The sequence below is a fragment of the Paenibacillus sp. JCM 10914 genome, assembly GCF_001315105.1.
Classification (GTDB): Bacteria; Bacillota; Bacilli; order Paenibacillales; family Paenibacillaceae; genus Paenibacillus_AQ.
Window position 1 is genome coordinate 1 of sequence record NZ_BAZR01000053.1, and the last position, 17550, is coordinate 17550.

General features: G+C 49.5%; 22 protein-coding genes and 1 riboswitch. All 22 genes read left to right on the forward strand.

Annotation, left to right across the window (positions count from 1 at the left end; translation table 11 throughout):
* On the forward strand, window positions 1-150 hold a 150-nt coding region (locus tag JCM10914_RS28690), incomplete at its 5' end, for a Sua5 family C-terminal domain-containing protein (RefSeq protein ID WP_279379207.1).
* Window positions 151-289: 139 nt separating this feature from the next.
* Window positions 290-853 carry a manganese efflux pump gene (locus tag JCM10914_RS27620; RefSeq protein WP_023967365.1) on the forward strand — a complete coding sequence of 188 codons (564 nt, stop codon included), beginning with the start codon at window positions 290-292 and terminating at the stop codon, window positions 851-853.
* A 53-nt stretch (window positions 854-906) separates the two neighbouring features.
* On the forward strand, window positions 907-1494 hold the full coding sequence (locus JCM10914_RS27625; protein WP_023967367.1) for a low molecular weight protein arginine phosphatase: 588 nt from the start codon (window positions 907-909) through the stop codon (window positions 1492-1494).
* 75 nt (window positions 1495-1569) lie between these two features.
* A riboswitch (ZMP/ZTP riboswitch) is annotated at window positions 1570-1651 on the forward strand.
* Between the two features lie 117 nt (window positions 1652-1768).
* Window positions 1769-2227 carry a ribose 5-phosphate isomerase B gene (rpiB, locus tag JCM10914_RS27630; protein ID WP_023967368.1) on the forward strand — a complete coding sequence of 153 codons (459 nt, stop codon included), beginning with the start codon at window positions 1769-1771 and terminating at the stop codon, window positions 2225-2227.
* A 34-nt stretch (window positions 2228-2261) separates the two neighbouring features.
* Window positions 2262-2873, forward strand: a complete 612-nt coding sequence (locus JCM10914_RS27635) for a TIGR01440 family protein (protein ID WP_370570287.1) — start codon at window positions 2262-2264, stop codon at window positions 2871-2873.
* 62 nt (window positions 2874-2935) lie between these two features.
* On the forward strand, window positions 2936-4186 hold the full coding sequence (glyA, locus tag JCM10914_RS27640) for a serine hydroxymethyltransferase (RefSeq protein ID WP_023967372.1): 1251 nt from the start codon (window positions 2936-2938) through the stop codon (window positions 4184-4186).
* Between the two features lie 353 nt (window positions 4187-4539).
* Entirely contained in the window at window positions 4540-5169 is a 630-nt protein-coding gene (upp, locus tag JCM10914_RS27645; protein ID WP_023967374.1) for a uracil phosphoribosyltransferase, read from the forward strand.
* Between the two features lie 88 nt (window positions 5170-5257).
* Complete coding sequence (gene wecB / locus JCM10914_RS27650; RefSeq protein ID WP_023967376.1) at window positions 5258-6415, forward strand: non-hydrolyzing UDP-N-acetylglucosamine 2-epimerase; 1158 nt, start codon at window positions 5258-5260, stop codon at window positions 6413-6415.
* A 171-nt stretch (window positions 6416-6586) separates the two neighbouring features.
* Window positions 6587-6817: an AtpZ/AtpI family protein gene (locus tag JCM10914_RS27655; protein WP_023967378.1), complete on the forward strand. Its 231-nt coding sequence runs from the start codon at window positions 6587-6589 to the stop codon at window positions 6815-6817.
* Window positions 6814-7194, forward strand: coding sequence for an ATP synthase subunit I (locus tag JCM10914_RS27660; protein WP_023967380.1), 381 nt, complete (start codon window positions 6814-6816; stop codon window positions 7192-7194). Before JCM10914_RS27655 ends, JCM10914_RS27660 begins: the two co-directional genes overlap by 4 nt.
* 34 nt (window positions 7195-7228) lie before the next feature.
* The gene (gene atpB, locus JCM10914_RS27665) at window positions 7229-7996 is read left to right on the forward strand and encodes a F0F1 ATP synthase subunit A (RefSeq protein ID WP_023967382.1); all 768 of its coding nucleotides are present in this window, start codon (window positions 7229-7231) and stop codon (window positions 7994-7996) included.
* 95 nt (window positions 7997-8091) lie between these two features.
* Window positions 8092-8304: a F0F1 ATP synthase subunit C gene (atpE, locus tag JCM10914_RS27670; protein WP_023967384.1), complete on the forward strand. Its 213-nt coding sequence runs from the start codon at window positions 8092-8094 to the stop codon at window positions 8302-8304.
* Window positions 8305-8402: 98 nt separating this feature from the next.
* Window positions 8403-8891 (forward strand): F0F1 ATP synthase subunit B, encoded by a 489-nt coding sequence (gene atpF, locus JCM10914_RS27675; RefSeq protein WP_023967386.1) that lies wholly within the window; start codon window positions 8403-8405, stop codon window positions 8889-8891.
* Window positions 8888-9433, forward strand: coding sequence for a F0F1 ATP synthase subunit delta (locus JCM10914_RS27680; protein ID WP_023967388.1), 546 nt, complete (start codon window positions 8888-8890; stop codon window positions 9431-9433). The genes atpF and JCM10914_RS27680 overlap by 4 nt, the downstream gene beginning before the upstream one ends.
* A gap of 18 nt (window positions 9434-9451) precedes the next feature.
* Window positions 9452-10966: a F0F1 ATP synthase subunit alpha gene (gene atpA, locus JCM10914_RS27685; protein WP_036720497.1), complete on the forward strand. Its 1515-nt coding sequence runs from the start codon at window positions 9452-9454 to the stop codon at window positions 10964-10966.
* Window positions 10967-11236: 270 nt separating this feature from the next.
* On the forward strand, window positions 11237-12097 hold the full coding sequence (gene atpG / locus JCM10914_RS27690; protein ID WP_023967392.1) for an ATP synthase F1 subunit gamma: 861 nt from the start codon (window positions 11237-11239) through the stop codon (window positions 12095-12097).
* Window positions 12098-12201: 104 nt separating this feature from the next.
* Window positions 12202-13602, forward strand: a complete 1401-nt coding sequence (atpD, locus tag JCM10914_RS27695) for a F0F1 ATP synthase subunit beta (RefSeq protein WP_023967394.1) — start codon at window positions 12202-12204, stop codon at window positions 13600-13602.
* Between the two features lie 96 nt (window positions 13603-13698).
* Window positions 13699-14097, forward strand: a complete 399-nt coding sequence (locus JCM10914_RS27700; protein ID WP_023967396.1) for a F0F1 ATP synthase subunit epsilon — start codon at window positions 13699-13701, stop codon at window positions 14095-14097.
* A gap of 169 nt (window positions 14098-14266) precedes the next feature.
* Window positions 14267-14548, forward strand: coding sequence for a hypothetical protein (locus JCM10914_RS27705; RefSeq protein ID WP_036720500.1), 282 nt, complete (start codon window positions 14267-14269; stop codon window positions 14546-14548).
* Between the two features lie 319 nt (window positions 14549-14867).
* Window positions 14868-15125 (forward strand): DUF1146 family protein, encoded by a 258-nt coding sequence (locus JCM10914_RS27710; protein WP_023967398.1) that lies wholly within the window; start codon window positions 14868-14870, stop codon window positions 15123-15125.
* A 447-nt stretch (window positions 15126-15572) separates the two neighbouring features.
* Complete coding sequence (murA, locus tag JCM10914_RS27715) at window positions 15573-16922, forward strand: UDP-N-acetylglucosamine 1-carboxyvinyltransferase (protein WP_023967400.1); 1350 nt, start codon at window positions 15573-15575, stop codon at window positions 16920-16922.
* A gap of 221 nt (window positions 16923-17143) precedes the next feature.
* Window positions 17144-17550, forward strand: a 407-nt coding sequence (locus JCM10914_RS27720; RefSeq protein WP_036720503.1) for a hypothetical protein, incomplete at its 3' end; no start/stop codon positions are given.

Here is a 17550-nt window from a genome sequence, read left to right on the forward strand (position 1 = left end):
GCCCGCCGGCTGTACGCCGGCCTGCGCCGCTTCGACGAAGAAGGCGTCACCTTCATCGTCGCCGAGGCATGCCCGGAGCAGGGGCTTGGCGCTGCTGTGATGAATCGGCTGCTGAAGGCAGCGGGACATCACATTATCGATGCAGGCTGAGCAAGTGCTCTAATATCTACCAACTTATGATCAGGTAGATTTCAGCCTCCTTATTGCCTGCAAGCTTTCCATCGTGTAGTCATCAATCAGCCCTTGTCCGCATATGGTGTACAAGACCATGGGACTTGGGGGTAATGGCATGTTGGAAGCGTCTGTCCATTCCGGACAGCTTGCGGCGATTCTGCTGATGGCGGTTGCGCTTGGGCTGGATGCATTTTCGCTTGGAATTGGCGTCGGTTTGCGAAGCGGCATCAGGTGGGGGCATATGATGAGCATCAGCTTGATGATCGCTCTGTTCCATATGCTTATGCCGCTCTTGGGCTTGTTTGCCGGACGTTATGCAGGTTTGCTGCTGGGTGAAGTTACGAGCCTTGCCGCCGGCGGATTACTGCTCCTGCTGGGCCTGCATATGATTTATAATGCATGGCGCGGGGGAGAAGGCAAAGAGCTGCATCCAACCGCATTTTGGGGCATGCTGCTGTTCGCGCTTAGCGTAAGCATCGATTCGTTCTCCGTTGGCGTTTCGCTCGGCATGTTTGTTGAAGAAGTGTTGTTAATCGTCATCATTTTCGGTATAGTAGGAGGCTTGATGTCCATTCTGGGATTACTGCTCGGGCGTCAGGTGAGCAGTAAACTTGGAGCGTACGGAGAGATGTTGGGCGGACTCATTTTGGTTATATTTGGGCTCATGTTTATTTTTTAGTTCGAAATTTGATACAATATCCCCAAAGACCTATAAACGGGAGGAGGGGGACAGTGAAGAATATACTGTTTGTCTGCACCGGGAATACATGCCGCAGCCCGATGGCGGAGGGAATGCTGCGCAAGTTGGCTCAGCAACGTCATCTGCCGATTGAGACGAAATCTGCGGGCGTATCGGCCGTAGACGGCATGCCGGTATCCTATCATGCGGAATCCATACTTCGTGATCAGGATATTCGTGATTCACTCGTTTCCAAACCGCTAACCGCCCAGTTGGTTCAATGGGCAGATTTGATTCTTACATTAACCCAGTCCCATAAGCAATATGCGATTCGGCAGTTTCCGCATGCAGCGGACAAAATGCACACACTTAAGGAATTCGTTGAAGATGACCGCCGTGTGCTGGAGGATCTGCAGGAGCAAGACAGCCTGTATGCAACGCTGGAACTAGCCAGGTCGCTCGGACAAGACGTGAGTGATACGGACCGGGAACGGCTCATTGAGCTTCGTCAGCGTATTCCGAGCTTTGATATATCAGACCCTTTTGGCGGGTCGAGAGAAGAGTATGAGGCAACGGCTGCGGAGATCCGCACCTCCCTTTTTCGCTTACTGGACAAGCTGGAGGCTGACCAGCATAAGTAACGCGTCATTTCCATAAAGGGCAAAAAACCTGCTTGCCTTTCATCTGCGATTGCTATAAGATGAAGGTGAAAAACATGTATCCGGTGTAACTGGCGACGAAGTGGATGAAACCACGATGGAGCATCGGAATATACGGCCGGTCGCCTGGGCAAAGAGCAATTGGCGCACATCCTGTGTGCGCCGACTGCTCTTTTTTCGTCTTTTGCGGTGGAATTAGGTTATAATGGAACAAGCTAAATCGCAGAAGCGAAACATTCAAGGGGGTTTTTCATAGATGAAAATCGCATTGGGAACGGATCATGCAGGCATTCGGTTGAAAGAAGAGATCATCGAGGTTATTCGCGGTCTTGGGCATGTTGTAGAGGACCTCGGCTGCAACTGTTCGGACTCGGTGGATTATCCGGATTATGCACTGCCTGTGTGCGAGAAAGTTGTAGCCGGTGAAGCTGACCGCGGAATCTTGATCTGTGGTACTGGCATCGGGATGAGTATTGCGGCCAATAAGGTTCCCGGCATTCGCTGCGCGCTGACCCATGATGTGTTCTCGGCCAAAGCTACGCGTGAACATAACGACAGCAACGTGATCGCGCTAGGCGAACGCGTGGTTGGCCCGGGTCTTGCAGCGGAAATTGTGAGTGCGTGGCTCACGACAGACTTCAGTCAGGGTGAGCGTCACATCGGTCGCGTTGACAAGATCAAGGCGATCGAGGACCGTTACCTGAAGAACGATTAAGGGCTGTCTTGCATCTGATGGGTGTGACTCAGCAATGCCATTACCGGAGGAGGACTGTTTCGTGACGGATAACGCTAACGTTTCGTTGAGGGATCAGACGGTTGGAATACTTCGGGAACTAGCGGTAATCGCAGGACTGGGACCTGGAAAAGTACTGGTCGTCGGTGTGAGCACCAGCGAAGTGGTAGGACGGCGAATTGGTACGGGAGGCGCATCTGCAACGGCGCAGCAATTGCTTCAGGGAATTGTGGAAGTTCAGGCCGAGCATGGCTTCTCGGTCGCCTATCAGTGCTGTGAGCATCTGAACCGCGCGCTGGTCGTGGAACGAGAACTGCTGGAGCGGCTCCGTCTGGACGAGGTCGCGGCAGTACCGATACCCGGGGCAGGGGGCTCCATGGCATCCGTCGCCTATCGCTCCATGCAACAGCCCTGCCTGGCCGAATCGATCGAGGCTCATGCCGGCATCGATATCGGGGAGACCTTGATCGGCATGCATCTTAAGCGGGTAGCGGTGCCTTTCAGGCCAAGCGAACGCTACATCGGCGAAGCAAGAGTGAATGCGGCATACACCCGGCCCAAGCTGATTGGCGGGGAGCGGGCCGTATACCGGCTGCAGCAGCAAGACGATTCGATTCTGTGCGATTAATCAAATATGTGAAGTCGCCATGAGAATGATGAAGACTATATGGATTATGGGAGGATATGAACATGATGGAACATTTGCGGAAGAATGACCCGGCTGTGCTGGAAGCGATGGAGTTGGAGCTGAAGCGTCAGCGCAGCAACATCGAGCTGATTGCATCAGAGAACATTGTAAGCGAAGCGGTAATGGAAGCGATGGGAACGGTGCTGACCAACAAATATGCGGAAGGATACCCTGGCAAACGCTATTATGGTGGTTGCGAGCGCGTGGATATCGTAGAAGATATTGCACGGGATCGCGCGAAGGAATTGTTCGGGGCAGAGCATGTCAACGTTCAGCCGCACTCCGGTGCTCAGGCGAACATGGCCGTATACCTCGCAGCACTGAAGCCTGGTGATACGGTGCTGGGCATGAACCTTGCCCATGGCGGACACCTTACGCACGGAAGTCCGGTGAATGCTTCTGGATTGCTGTACAATTTCGTTGCTTACGGCGTGCAGGAGGATTCCTTCCTCATCGATTACGATGAAGTTCGCAAAGCGGCGTTCAAACATCGCCCGCGTATGATCGTGGCCGGTGCCAGTGCATATCCTCGTATTATCGATTTCGAAAAGCTTGCCGGAATCGCCAATGACGTGGGTGCGTTGTTCATGGTGGATATGGCTCACATTGCCGGTTTGGTGGCGGCGGGTCTTCATCCGAGCCCGGTTCCTCATGCGCACTTTGTTACAACAACTACACATAAGACGCTTCGTGGTCCTCGCGGAGGTATGATCCTGTGCAAGAAAGCTTGGGCCCAAGCGATTGATAAGGCGGTATTCCCGGGCTCCCAAGGCGGTCCGTTGATGCACGTGATTGCTTCCAAAGCGGTTGCCTTCGGCGAAGCGCTTGATCCATCCTTCAAGACATATGCGGAGAACGTGGTGAAGAATGCCAAGGTTCTGGCCGATACGTTGATTGCAGAAGGCTTGAACATCGTGTCCGGCGGCACGGATAATCATCTGATGCTGGTTGATACCCGCAACCTGGATATTACCGGCAAAGATGCGGAGAAGGTGCTGGATTCGGTTGGCATCACAGTCAACAAAAATGCGATTCCATTTGACCCGACCAGTCCATTCGTAACGAGCGGTATTCGGATCGGTACACCTGCCATCACGTCCCGCGGTATGGATGAGGCGGCCATGGTTCAGATCGCGAAGATTATTGCGATGACCCTGAAGCAGCCGAAGGACGAGGCAACATTGCAACAAGCCGCTAAGCTGGTAGCTGAACTGACTGATCAGTATCCGCTATATGCCGAAATGAAATACTAGTAATCTTCTGTCCGTAGAGTATGTTTAACCATATAGGGGCGGTCCACGTGGGGTCAATTCATGACGTGGACCGCCCCTTTTGCTTGTATATTCCCACCTATAACGGGGAGCCGCCAACAGTTAATGTTTACAAATAGGCTTCTCCAACATCGCATCAATCTTGAAGAAATTGGAGAGCCTAGATGATGGCTGCAAAGCATATCGGCGACGAGGCAAGGCTTGCGGTAAATAAACATACCGATGCAGGTGTCAAATGACCGATGGAATGATATAATAGACAGGATTTATGGAGCTTGCTATGATTATACATCCATATTGATATCACATTTGTATGTAAACCGGAGGGACCTGACATGGGAAAATTGGTGATTTGTGATCACCCGTTGATTCAACACAAACTTACATTCATCCGCGATGTGCGGACTAACACCAAAGATTTTCGCGAGTTGGTAGACGAAGTCGCGACGTTGATGGCTTACGAGATTACCCGGGAGGTTCCGCTGGAATCCATTACCGTTCAGACACCGGTATCCGAGACGCAAGGCAAGGTCATTTCTGGACGCATGCTCGGTTTGGTGCCGATTTTGCGTGCAGGACTTGGCATGTTGGACGGCGTGGTGAAACTGCTGCCAGCCGCCAAGGTAGGTCATGTCGGATTGTTTCGCGACCCGGAGACATTAATGCCCGTGGAATACTATACGAAGCTGCCAACCGACGTGACGGAGCGTGAATTGATTGTCATTGATCCGATGCTCGCAACCGGCGGATCTGCGATCGCGGCGATTGATGTACTGAAGAAGCGCGGCTGTTCTCAGATCAAGATGATGAACCTCGTAGCTGCTCCAGAAGGAGTAAAGGCAGTACAGGACGCTCATCCGGACGTGGACATATATGTAGCTGCACTTGACGAGGGGCTGAATGACCATGGGTACATCGTACCAGGCCTTGGTGATGCAGGAGACCGCCTGTACGGTACGAAGTAAGATCGGTGTACCGAACGATGGTCGAAAGTTAGCTGGAAAGTTGGGGCTTTGGTCAATAACAAGCATGTAAAGTGGGGTAGTTGCTACGATGTCTAAAGTGAAAGTGATGACTATATTCGGGGTTCGCCCCGAAGCGATCAAAATGGCACCGCTTATTCTTGAACTTCAGCGCCATCCTGAGCAGATTGAATCCGTAGTATGTGTGACGGGACAGCATCGCGAGATGCTGGACCAGGTGCTGGACGTGTTCAAGATTGTGCCGGATTACGATCTGAATATCATGAAGGAGCGTCAGACGCTCAATGAGATTTCTGTGCGCGTACTGGAGGGGCTGGAGCCGATCCTGCGGGAGGCTAGACCTGACATTGTGCTTGTGCATGGTGACACGTTAACGACGTTCCTTGCAAGCTATGCTGCCTTCCTACAGCAGATACAGGTCGGACATGTCGAAGCAGGACTTCGCACATGGAACAAGTTAAATCCTTATCCAGAGGAAATGAACCGGCAACTGACCGGCGTCCTTGCCGATCTGCATTTTGCACCGACGGACTGGTCCGCGGACAATCTCCGTAAGGAGAACAAGTCGGAGTCAACCATTTACGTGACTGGCAACACGGCTACGGATGTGTTCCAGTACACGGTTCGTGATGATTACGCCCATCCCGCGCTGGAATGGGCAGAAGGCAAGCGCCTGATTCTGATGACCGCACACCGCCGTGAATCGCAAGGAGAGCCGCATCGCCAGATCTTTGAAGCTGTTAAACGGATTGCCGATGAGTTCGAAGATATTGCCATTGTGTATCCCGTGCACCCAAGCCCGGCCGTGAAAGAGCCGGCGCACCGCATTCTAGGAGATCATCCTCGGATTAAGTTGATTGATCCGCTCGATGTGGTTGGGATGAATAACATGTACACACATACGCATCTCCTGATTACAGATTCCGGAGGAATGCAGGAGGAAGCGCCATCTTTCGGAGTGCCGACATTGGTGCTGCGGGATACGACTGAGCGTCCCGAGGGAATCGAAGCAGGCACGCTAGAGCTAGTAGGGACAGATGAGGATAAAGTGTATGAGCGTATCAAGGTTCTGCTGACGGATCAGACGCTGTATGAGAAGATGAGCCAGGCTGCGAATCCATACGGCGACGGACAAGCTTCTCAGCGAATTGTTCAAGCGATTTTGCACCATTTTGGCGTTCAGAAAGAGCGCCCGGAACAATTTCACAGAATGTTCACAAAGGTATAGTTTACCGGATTCTGAGCCCGAAGAGGACAGCATACAGTTGAACTGTACGGTTACCGGGCGTGAGCGATTCAAATGCTCAAAAACGCCGATTCTACACGGAAAATCAATCAAATCGATTCATTGACAAACTCTTGTTATATTCAGTAAAATGAGTTGGGATTAGAGGTTCATATGAAAAATCCGAGAAGTCAAGATAACCCTTGGTTGATAGCGCTGTATATTAGCGGGGCCGGCGGTTTGCTGGCCGTGTATATCGTAATCGGTTTTTTTGCTGGAAGATGGCTGGCTGATCTGCTGGACGGGCCCAGATACTGGTTAGCGATTGGAACCGTTTTGGGGCTCTTTATAGGGATTTTGAATATTGCTCTTCTCATTAAAAAGTTTCTGGGGGCGCAAAGTTGAATGATTTAACAACATCCATTGTGAACATTGTAACGAGAGTGACGATACTCTTACTGGCTGCTTTTTTTCTGGGATGGGCTTTGTATCCGGTGTATCAATCTGAAATTTCAGGGTTGATCCTGGGGCTGGTCGGCGGTTTGTTTAATGTCCGCTATCTATCCATTAAAGTGCGGCAGCTCGCGGAACTGGCTGTAAGCCAGGAACGCAGGCGGTTCAGCTTCGGATTTGTTACAAGACTTTGCATCGCGTTTTTGATTGTGATGGTGGCGGCCAAGCTTGAACAGGTATCACTCGGCGCGACCGTTATTGGTCTGTTCATCCCCCAATTGCTGACCGTTCCAGTCAGCATCATTGTTAGCTTGAGGAACAAGAATTGATCAGCGCTAATTGGAAAGGGGTGAAAACAATTTCATGCATGACGCACCGATTATTGATTTAGGTGGATTTCGTCTCGACTTATCAGCGCTCATCATGCTGCTTGTAACGGGGATTATCGTCTTTGTACTAGCACGGCTGGCTGTTCGGAATCTATCTGTCGAAAACCCTTCCAAAATGCAAAACTTTATGGAGTGGGTCGTAGAATTTGTGCAAGGCCTCATAGCAAGTACTATGGATCTGAAGAAGGGCAAGGCTTATATCTCATTAGGTCTGACTCTGATTATATTCATCTTCGTAGCCAATTTACTTGGACTGCCGTTTGCCATTATCACGGATCTGCCTGCCGACTTCACAGTGTTCGGGATGACGATTGAGGCAACAAGAGGACTTGCTGACGGCTATTTTGCGCACGTGCTCTGGTGGAAGTCGCCGACAGCGGATATTTCCGTAACTGCAGGCCTCGCGCTCGTTGTATTCATCCTCATGAACTATCTGGGATTGAAGTTGAACCGTAAGCATTACCTGAAGCATTATTTGGAGCCGTTCCCAATGTTTTTACCACTGAACATCATAGAGAACCTGGCGAAACCAATCGCTCTTGCAATTCGTTTGTTCGCGAACATCTTTGCCGGTGAGGTACTGATTACAGTAATCTTGAAAATGGGATTCTTCGGTATTCCATTCCTGGCTGTATGGCAAGGCTTCAGTATATTCATAGGTGCATTGCAGGCGTTCATCTTTACCATCCTGACGATGGTGTACATTGCACAAACAACGATTCACGACGAAGAAGCTCATTAATAAACTCGGCCGAAACGTGCCGGTTCCTCGGCCATTTCGAATGAGATCTATTATATTAACCAAATATGAACCAAATTTAAGGAGGATATTTAACAATGGAATTTTTAGCAGCAGCTATTGCAGTAGGTTTGGGCGCACTTGGCGCAGGTTTGGGTAACGGTATGATCGTAAGTAGAACAGTAGAATCCATCGCTCGTCAGCCGGAAGCTACTGGTCCACTTCAAACAACTATGTTTATCGGTGTTGGTATCGTCGAGGTAGTTCCACTCGCTGCTACCGTTATTGCTTTCTTGATCGTATTTTCTTAATAACCATACAACGGTTTGGCGTGGAGGGCCGATGCCATCCGCGCCATCGTTTTGTTAAGATTGCACTTCGCATTAACGGAAAGGAGTGACTTCAAACCATGGAAGTACTTTGGGAGAATATTGTAATCTCGGTTCTTGCATTTGCCTTACTGTATGTCCTGCTTAATAAATTTGCGTTCGGCAAACTGTTCGACATCATGGAGAAACGACGTGAGCTGGTTGTAGGCCAACTGGACGAAGCTTCTAGAACACGTGAACAGGCACATGCTTATGTCGAAGAACAGAAGCAGGCGCTGAATCAGGCTCGTCAAGAGGCTCACGATATTATCGAGCGTTCCAGACAAACCGGCAACAAGCAGGCAGAACAAATTGTTGATCTTGCTAAGGAAGAAGCGGAGCGCATCAAGGTTGATGCTGCGCGCGACATTGAGAGCGAGAAGAACAAAGCGGTTGCCGAACTTCGCAGCGAAATTGGAAGTGTATCTGTCCAGATCGCATCCAAATTGCTTGAGCGGGAAGTATCAAGCGACAATGCACAGGAAGAACTGGTGAACCAATACCTTAAAGAGGTAGGGGGCAGACCATGAGCCAGGAAACAGTAGCAGCCAAGCGTTACGCGCGTGCTCTGTTCGAAGTGGCGGCTCAGCAGCAGAAGGGTCTCGAAGTGGAACAGGAACTGAGAGCGGTTGTTACTGCAATCAAGGATGACATGGACATCCAGAAGTTTATCACCACTCCGAATATCCCAAGGTCTGTTAAGATGAGCGTTCTAAAGAATGCTCTCTCTGGGAAGGTGTCACAGCCTGTACTGAACACAATCGAACTGCTTATGGAAAAAGGCCGTTCCAACTTGTTCAATGCACTGCTGGACAGCTATGTGAAGATACAAGGGGAAAGCCTTGGTTTGGCTGACGCTACGGTGTACTCCACATACCCGCTGAACGATCAGGAGAAAGATCATGTCGCTGCCGAGTTTGGTCAATTGGCTCAGCGAAACATTCGCGTAACTAATGTCGTTGATGAGAGCCTGCTTGGCGGACTGAAAGTGGTTATCGGTGACAAGCTGTATGACGGAACTATATCCGGCAAGTTGGAGCGTCTTGAAAAGTCTTTCAGAAGACAAGCTTAGTAGATAGGGGTGAAAACGTTGAGTATCAGACCTGAAGAAATTAGCACTTTAATCAAAAGTCAAATTGAAGAATATAAATCTGACATTGTCGTCTCTGAAGTGGGTACAGTTATCCAAGTAAGTGACGGTATTGCTCGCGTGCACGGCCTGGAGAACGCTATGTCCGGGGAATTGCTTGAATTCCAAAGCGGCGTGTTCGGTTTGGCGCTTAACCTTGAGGAGAGCAATGTGGGTGTCGTTATTTTGGGACCTTTCGCTGATATCAAGGAAGGCGACCATGTAAAACGTACAGGACGTATCATGGAGGTTCCGGTAGGTGAAGCCCTTCTGGGACGTGTAGTTAACCCTCTGGGTCAACCGCTTGACGGCAAAGGCCCGATTGAAGCTTCCGGCTATCGTCCGGTTGAAGGTAGTGCACCAGGTGTTATCGATCGTAAATCGGTACATGAGCCATTGCAAACCGGTATTAAATCCATCGATGCGATGGTACCCATCGGTCGCGGACAACGTGAGTTGATCATCGGTGACCGTCAAACAGGTAAAACATCCATCGCGATTGATACCATCCTCAACCAAAAAGGTAGCGGAGTAAAATGTATCTATGTTGCGATTGGACAGAAGCAATCCACGGTAGCACAAGTGGTTGAGACTCTTCGTCGTCATGGTGCGTTGGAATACACCATTATTGTAACGGCTTCCGCTTCCGAGCCTGCACCGCTTCAGTACATCGCTCCTTATGCAGGTTGTGCTATGGGTGAGTACTTTATGTACAAAGGCGAGCATGCGCTCATCATTTATGATGACTTGACTAAGCAAGCTGCTGCATATCGCGAATTGTCCTTGCTCCTTCGTCGTCCTCCAGGTCGGGAAGCTTACCCTGGTGACGTGTTCTATCTGCATTCCCGTTTGCTGGAGCGTGCAGCGAAGCTGAACGATGAGCTCGGTGGTGGTTCATTAACTGCGTTGCCGTTCATTGAAACCCAAGCATCTGACGTATCCGCATACATTCCAACCAACGTAATCTCGATTACGGACGGACAGATCTTCCTGGAATCCGAATTGTTCCATTCGGGTCAACGTCCAGCGATTAACGTCGGTATTTCCGTATCTCGTGTCGGTAGCTCTGCGCAGATCAAAGCGATGAAAAAAGTCGCAGGCGGTCTGAAACTCGATCTGGCTCAATATCGTGAGCTCCAGGCGTTCTCCCAGTTCGGTTCCGATCTGGATAAATCGACCTTGGCTCGTTTGAACCGTGGTGCCAGATTGATGGAGATTCTGAAACAGGGTGTAAACCAGCCGTTGTCGGTTGAACAACAAGTAGTCAGCTTGTACGCTGCTGTTAAAGGACACATCGATGACATTGCAGTTGCCGATGTACGCCGTTTTGAGAGTGAGTTCCTTGCGTTTATTGGAAGCAACAAGCCAGAAATCCTGCAATCCATTAAGGATACGAAGGATCTGACAGCTGATAACGAGAACGCATTGAAATCAGCAATTGATCAATTCAAGAAGGGCTTTGCTGCATCGGCGTAAGCTCCTCGGTAGCATCATTGAAGAGGAGCCGGGTCGTTCCCGGTGTCCTCTTTCATCATATGGAATGTAGCTTTGGCTGTGACCAAAGTGATGTGTACAACCAAGCATTTGACCTTGTTAACGAATGCTGAAGTCGTAGCTTTGGTCCTAGCCAAAGTTCGGTATATCGCTTGTGAAGCAAGCTTACGAAGTCAGCTTTGGCTTTGCCAAAGCTAGGTTTACGCTTACGAAGTAACTTTGACTCTGTCAAAGTTTTAAGGTGGTGAAAACATGGCAAGAGGATTACGTGATATTAAACGGCAGATTAAGAGTGTTCAGAATACAAGACAAATCACAAAAGCGATGGAGATGGTTGCTGCCGCTAAGCTCAGAAGAGCCCAGGAGAAAGCGACATCCGCTCTCCCCTACTCTGAGAAGCTGAAGGAAGTCGTTGGGAGTATCGCGGCAGGTACACAAGGTATCAGCCATCCGATGCTGGAGAAGCGTGAAGTGAAGAAAACCGGATATTTGGTTATTACCTCCGACCGCGGTCTTGCAGGTGCATCCAACTCCAACATTTTGCGTAAAGTATCGACTTTCATCGCAGAGCGTCATCAATCCACCGATGAGTATTCCCTGTTCGTGATCGGACGCAAGGGGCGGGATTATTTCCGCAGACGTGGACTGCCTGTTGCGCATGAGTTGACCGATTTGTCGGATAGCCCGACCTATGCAGATATTAAGACCATTGCCAATGCAGCTGTTCACGAATACGAGCTTGGACAAATTGATGAGTTGTTCATCTGTTACAACCAGTTTGTAAATGCATTGACGCAGTTGCAAGAAATCGACAAGCTTCTACCAATGGAGAACATTGGCGGTACAGACTCTCTGACAAGCTACGAGTATGAGCCGTCTCCGGAAGGCGTACTGGAAGTCCTTCTTCCTAAATATGCAGAGACTCTAATCTTTAGTGCAATGCTTAACGCCAAAGCGAGTGAGCTGGGTGCGAAGATGACGGCTATGGGCTCTGCAACGAAGAATGCAAGCAAGATGATCAACGAGTTGAATCTTACGTATAACCGTGCCCGTCAGGCGGCGATTACGCAAGAAATCTCCGAGATCGTTGGTGGAGCAAACGCTCAGCAATAAGGCTTAAATGAGATCATATTTTTTACGGATATGCGGTGTAAGATTGCCGCTTTACGATCATCGTTTGCCGCTAGAGGCAAGCGGGTAGGAGGGAAATCGAATCAATGAAAAAAGGACGCGTTGTCAGCATTACAGGTGCTGTAGTTGATATTGAATTTGAACGCGGTCATCTTCCTGAGATCTTTAATGCTGTCAAGATCGAAGCTACATTGGAAGGCGGCCTAGCTATTAATTTGACACTGGAAGTATCCAATCACTTGGGGGATAATCTGGTTCGTTGTATCGCGATGTCTTCTACGGATGGACTTGTTCGCGGTATCGAAGCAGTAGATCTTGGTGTGCCGATTACCATTCCCGTGGGTTCCGCTACGCTCGGCCGTGTGTTTAACGTATTGGGAGAGCCGATCGATGAGGCAGGAGACGTGGTATCCGAAGTGCATAACCCGATTCACCGCGAGGCTCCTGCGTATGACGAGCTTTCCACTCAAGCAGAAATGCTGGAGACGGGAATCAAGGTTATCGACTTGCTGGCACCTTACCAAAAGGGCGGTAAAATCGGTCTCTTCGGTGGTGCGGGTGTAGGTAAAACCGTTGCTATTCAAGAATTGATTAATAACATCGCTCAAGAGCATGGCGGTATCTCCGTATTTGCGGGCGTTGGTGAACGTACGCGTGAAGGAAATGACTTGTACCATGAGATGAGCGATTCCGGCGTAATCAGTAAAACTGCGATGGTCTTCGGTCAGATGAACGAGCCTCCGGGCGCGCGTCTTCGCGTAGCGTTGACAGGCCTTACGATGGCGGAATATTTCCGTGATCAAGAAGGTAAAGACGTGTTGCTCTTTATCGATAACATCTTCCGCTTTACCCAAGCAGGTTCTGAAGTTTCGGCTCTCTTGGGACGTATGCCTTCCGCGGTAGGTTACCAGCCGACGCTGGCTTCCGAAATGGGACGTTTGCAAGAGCGGATTACTTCCACGAAAAAAGGTTCGGTTACATCCATTCAGGCGATTTATGTACCTGCGGATGACTATACGGATCCAGCTCCGGCAACCACATTTGCTCACTTGGATGCAACGACAAACCTGGAGCGTAAAATCTCCGAGATGGGTATTTACCCTGCGGTAGATCCACTGGCTTCAAGCTCGCGGATTCTGGCACCGGAAATTGTCGGTGAGGAACATTACAATGTTGCTCAAGGCGTTAAGAAGATTCTGGCGCGTTATAACGAGCTTCAGGATATCATTGCCATCCTCGGTATGGATGAGCTGAGTGAAGAAGATAAGGCGATTGTTGCACGTGCGCGTCGTATCCAACGCTTCCTGTCTCAAGCTTTCCACGTTGCCGAGCAGTTCAACGGCTTCCCAGGTAAATATGTACCAGTTAAAGAAACCGTACGCAGCTTTAAAGTCATTTTGGAAGGTAAGTATGACCATCTTCCAGAGGCGGCATTCCTGTACGTAGGTACGATTGAAGAGGCAGTTGAAAAAGCAAAAACATTGTAAGCTGACGCTTTCGTGATCAGCAGGTCTTCATCGATCCACACGAAAGACTGGCCTGCTTCGCGAGTTTCCGCGGAAAACGGTGAGGAGGAATTGAAAGTGAGTACCTTTTTGTTGGAAATCGTGACACCTGACCGTCTGGTTTACTCAGAGCAGGTGAACAGGGTTACGGTGCGCGGAGTGGAGGGAGAACTGGGTATTTTGCCTGGACATATTTCCTTCGTTACACCGCTTCAGATAGCCCCTGTCTATGTGGTCATCGGCAACCAGAGAACCCCTTATGCGGTTCAAGGCGGTTTCGTCGAAGTCCGTAAGGATAAGGTTGTCATCCTGGCAGAAAGCGCTGAGAAGGCGGAAGAGATCGATCTGGAGCGTGCGAAAGCCGCGAAAGATAGAGCTGAAGCCCGTCTCAAAGCTGGTAAACAGGATGAAGTGGACCACCGCCGCGCCGAATTGTCTCTGCAAAGAGCAATGAACCGGATTAAGATTAATCAATAATCGTGATGTGAACAGCTTGGCCTGCCCTTTGGGGTGGCCAAGCTGTTTTTTGCGTTGTTGGTGTGCGCCAAATCTATGAAATGTACGAAGGGGTTATGCTAGTATCTATAGCTTTAGTAGATTCGGATACATATGATATAACATATAAGAGAGAAGGGAGGTAATCCCTATGACTTCTCTGCTCCCGCAACAAATTTTCTCCTTGGCTCCGAATGTCGGCAAGACTTTCTATGAAAATGCTGCAGGTATTCATGCTCATGTTAGCGTTAACAATTTTTCCGATGTACCCATCTCGTTAGTCATTACCCGACTGGGGGCCACACCCATGACAAGGGTTATCCCACGTCAAACGCAGCAGATTGTATCTGTGCGATCGTTGCAGATTGTTGCCTTATTAACCGGTTCGTCTCCGGCCTTCGGCACCATATATGTAGCTACTATGGACGACTGAGAAGAATATAGTGGGCAAGGAAAAGCCCGGTTTCTGAAAAGGAACCGGGTATTCTTTTGCAGAAAGGCTGGAACATTATAGGGAAAGTGTTGAACTAAAACGACTGGGAAAAGTTTGAAACCGTAAACAAGGAGGCATATTAGACAGTAATGGACTTCCGTTAAGAACCTGTAAACGATTCCAAATGCTGATTATCAGGGAATGCGACTATTTCCGAGGAAATGTTATATAGAAAGTGCTGGATTCTTGGCTCTAAGCCAAGTATTATAGAAGAGTCGGACTTATATTTGTCACGATAATTGATGAAGGAGGAGGGTGCATGAATTCAGACCTGACCAACTCATTTACCAGTGCTGTTGGCGTTAACGGCTTGTTGTACATCGTCGTATCGCTAATCTGTATTGCTCTGGCATGGTGGGCGCTGCAGCAATTAAAGCTTGATTTGTTCATCCGTCATCCGAAGGGACCGCAGGGAAAGTTGCTGCATTTACTGCTTGCTGTGGTGCTCGGACGATTCGTTGCGCAATTTCTAATTGACTATATAACATGGAGTCAAATGATTCGATATATATTTTAGCAAGACGTGTACATCGTACATAGATAAATTGAAATCGATGTGTTTTAATATTTGTGCGAATGGTTATATCTCTGTTAGGTTGCTTGAGTAAAGAAGATGTCGAATAATCGTATTTTATTATGTTAACACTGAAGTTATGGATATGATCGGGCGGACGATAAGACTTCCGGACTATACAGCTCCCCCGGTACATGTGATGCATTGACATGGATTTGAAGGTCGTGGTACCTTTCGAGGGGTCATACTGCGGATAACAGAACCTTCTCGGGCGGCGACAGGCTGTGCTGATTCTGTAAATGGCAGGCACCGTAACAGAAGTCATAAATAGTTCAAAAATCGCTTGTTCAGCTAAAAACATCGATGTTAAGATGAAAGTTAGGGAAATAGCAACAGCTTATACTAACACATGAAATCTAAGGAAAATTATGGACGCGGAGGGAAACCAAGATGAGCAAATTTATCGTCCGCGGTGGCAAAAGACTGACCGGAAGCGTCAAAGTCAGCGGAGCAAAAAATTCAGTTCTTCCGATCATCGCTGCCTCTCTACTCGGGGAAGTTGGGGAAAGTGTTATCATTGACGCGCCTCCTCTTGACGATGTCATCACAATTAACAAGGTATTGGAGTCGCTGGGTGCGAGCATTACATATCAGGATGAAGTGATACGTGTAAATGCAGAGCATATATCGACATGTGAAGCACCTTATGAATGGGTGCGGAAGATGCGGGCGTCATTTTTAGTCATGGGTCCTTTACTTGCTCGTTGTGGAAGAACACGGATTTCACTTCCTGGAGGATGTGCGATCGGTACAAGACCGATTGACCAGCATCTGAAGGGTTTTGAAGCACTTGGTGCTGAGATCAGCCTCGGACAAGGATATATTGAAGCCAAGAGCAATGGCAAACTGCGCGGAGCGAAGATCTATCTGGATGTTGCCAGCGTAGGAGCCACTGAAAATATTATGATGGCAGCCACATTGGCTGAAGGTACGACGACGATCGAGAATGCGGCGCGAGAGCCGGAAATTGTCGATTTGGCGAATTATTTGAATGCCATGGGCGCCAAAGTTCGCGGTGCGGGTACAGGCGTGATTCGCATTGAAGGCGTAGAGAAGCTGCACGGTGTGAAGCATCATGTCATTCCGGATCGGATTGAAGCAGGTACCTTTATGGCGGCGGCTGCAATCACGGGCGGAGACGTGTATGTGGAAGGCGCCATTGCCGATCATCTCGGCCCTGTCATCTCCAAGATGGAGGAAATGGGCGTCACGATCGAGCCGGACGAGAACGGAATTCGTGTAATTGCGGATAAGCCGCTCAAATCGGTTGATATGAAGACGTTGCCTTACCCAGGCTTTCCAACGGATATGCAATCGCAGATGATGGCACTCTTGCTGGTATCGGAAGGTACAAGTGTGATCACGGAGACTGTATTTGAGAACCGCTTCATGCATGTGGATGAATTCCAACTGATGAATGCGGAGATTAAAGTGGAAGGTCGCTCGGCCATCGTGACCGGCGGTGCGAAGCTGAAAGGCGCGAAAGTAACGGCTACCGATCTGCGTGCAGGTGCGGCACTCATACTGGCGGGCCTCGTGTCGGAAGGGACAACGGAAGTCGGCGGCGTTCAGCACATCGACCGCGGGTATGTACATTTGGCGGAGAAGTTGTCTGGCTTGGGAGCCGATGTATGGCGCATTTCGACGGAGGAGCAGTCCTCTGAGAAAACACCGGCGAAGAAAGCTGCCGTGGAGTCCGAGGAGAGTTCCATCTTCAAGGCACAACCCTCCTGGGTTTAATATTAATATGATGCATGACAGAAGAACCTTGCCAATCGCGGCAGGGTTCTTTTTGCGTTGGCATGTCCTCTTTCTTCTATATGATCAAATAAATATAAAGATAGCCCTCCTTTCTCGTAGAACAGTTCTACCATTTGTAGCGATCTCATAAGTATCAGTAGAGCTTTAACCAAAGAGAGTTGCCAAGCAAGCATACGGGAACAGGCACAGGAGGGGACAGAATGAAAGATTCGAAGGCTCGGGTGCGGGTTAACGTTTCTGGTAAGCGTGGAGAATTGCTTCAAGAACAGCATGCAATGAATAGGTTGAGAGAGCCACACGACGATGTAGAAGCAATATCGCTATTAGAAGTACCGGAGCCCCGGGTGTGGAAATGGGATTTTCCCGGTGAGCCGGAGAAGAAACTTCGTCAGGACGCATCGTCACGCCATCGCAGGGACACAGCCAACGTCAAAGAAACATTAGATCCACATGTTGATCCATCCGCTGATGTGAGGGATATCAAGACTCGTATCGTCGGAGAGGAAGTCAGGAAGGCAGCAGCACAGCAACACGCCCCATCCGCAAACGGATACCGCGGTGTTGACGGGGCGGCAACCCGGGTGCCCAGTACTGGGCACCCGGGTTG

Coding starts and splice junctions, on each gene's coding strand:
- JCM10914_RS27620 (WP_023967365.1), top strand. CDS start 290: ATGTTGGAAGCGTCTGTCCATTCCGGACAGCTTGCGGCGATTCTGCTG.
- rpiB (WP_023967368.1), top strand. CDS start 1,769: ATGAAAATCGCATTGGGAACGGATCATGCAGGCATTCGGTTGAAAGAA.
- JCM10914_RS27635 (WP_370570287.1), top strand. CDS start 2,262: ATGCCATTACCGGAGGAGGACTGTTTCGTGACGGATAACGCTAACGTT.
- glyA (WP_023967372.1), top strand. CDS start 2,936: ATGATGGAACATTTGCGGAAGAATGACCCGGCTGTGCTGGAAGCGATG.
- upp (WP_023967374.1), top strand. CDS start 4,540: ATGGGAAAATTGGTGATTTGTGATCACCCGTTGATTCAACACAAACTT.
- wecB (WP_023967376.1), top strand. CDS start 5,258: ATGTCTAAAGTGAAAGTGATGACTATATTCGGGGTTCGCCCCGAAGCG.
- JCM10914_RS27655 (WP_023967378.1), top strand. CDS start 6,587: ATGAAAAATCCGAGAAGTCAAGATAACCCTTGGTTGATAGCGCTGTAT.
- atpB (WP_023967382.1), top strand. CDS start 7,229: ATGCATGACGCACCGATTATTGATTTAGGTGGATTTCGTCTCGACTTA.
- atpE (WP_023967384.1), top strand. CDS start 8,092: ATGGAATTTTTAGCAGCAGCTATTGCAGTAGGTTTGGGCGCACTTGGC.
- atpF (WP_023967386.1), top strand. CDS start 8,403: ATGGAAGTACTTTGGGAGAATATTGTAATCTCGGTTCTTGCATTTGCC.
- JCM10914_RS27680 (WP_023967388.1), top strand. CDS start 8,888: ATGAGCCAGGAAACAGTAGCAGCCAAGCGTTACGCGCGTGCTCTGTTC.
- atpG (WP_023967392.1), top strand. CDS start 11,237: ATGGCAAGAGGATTACGTGATATTAAACGGCAGATTAAGAGTGTTCAG.
- atpD (WP_023967394.1), top strand. CDS start 12,202: ATGAAAAAAGGACGCGTTGTCAGCATTACAGGTGCTGTAGTTGATATT.
- JCM10914_RS27705 (WP_036720500.1), top strand. CDS start 14,267: ATGACTTCTCTGCTCCCGCAACAAATTTTCTCCTTGGCTCCGAATGTC.
- JCM10914_RS27710 (WP_023967398.1), top strand. CDS start 14,868: ATGAATTCAGACCTGACCAACTCATTTACCAGTGCTGTTGGCGTTAAC.
- murA (WP_023967400.1), top strand. CDS start 15,573: ATGAGCAAATTTATCGTCCGCGGTGGCAAAAGACTGACCGGAAGCGTC.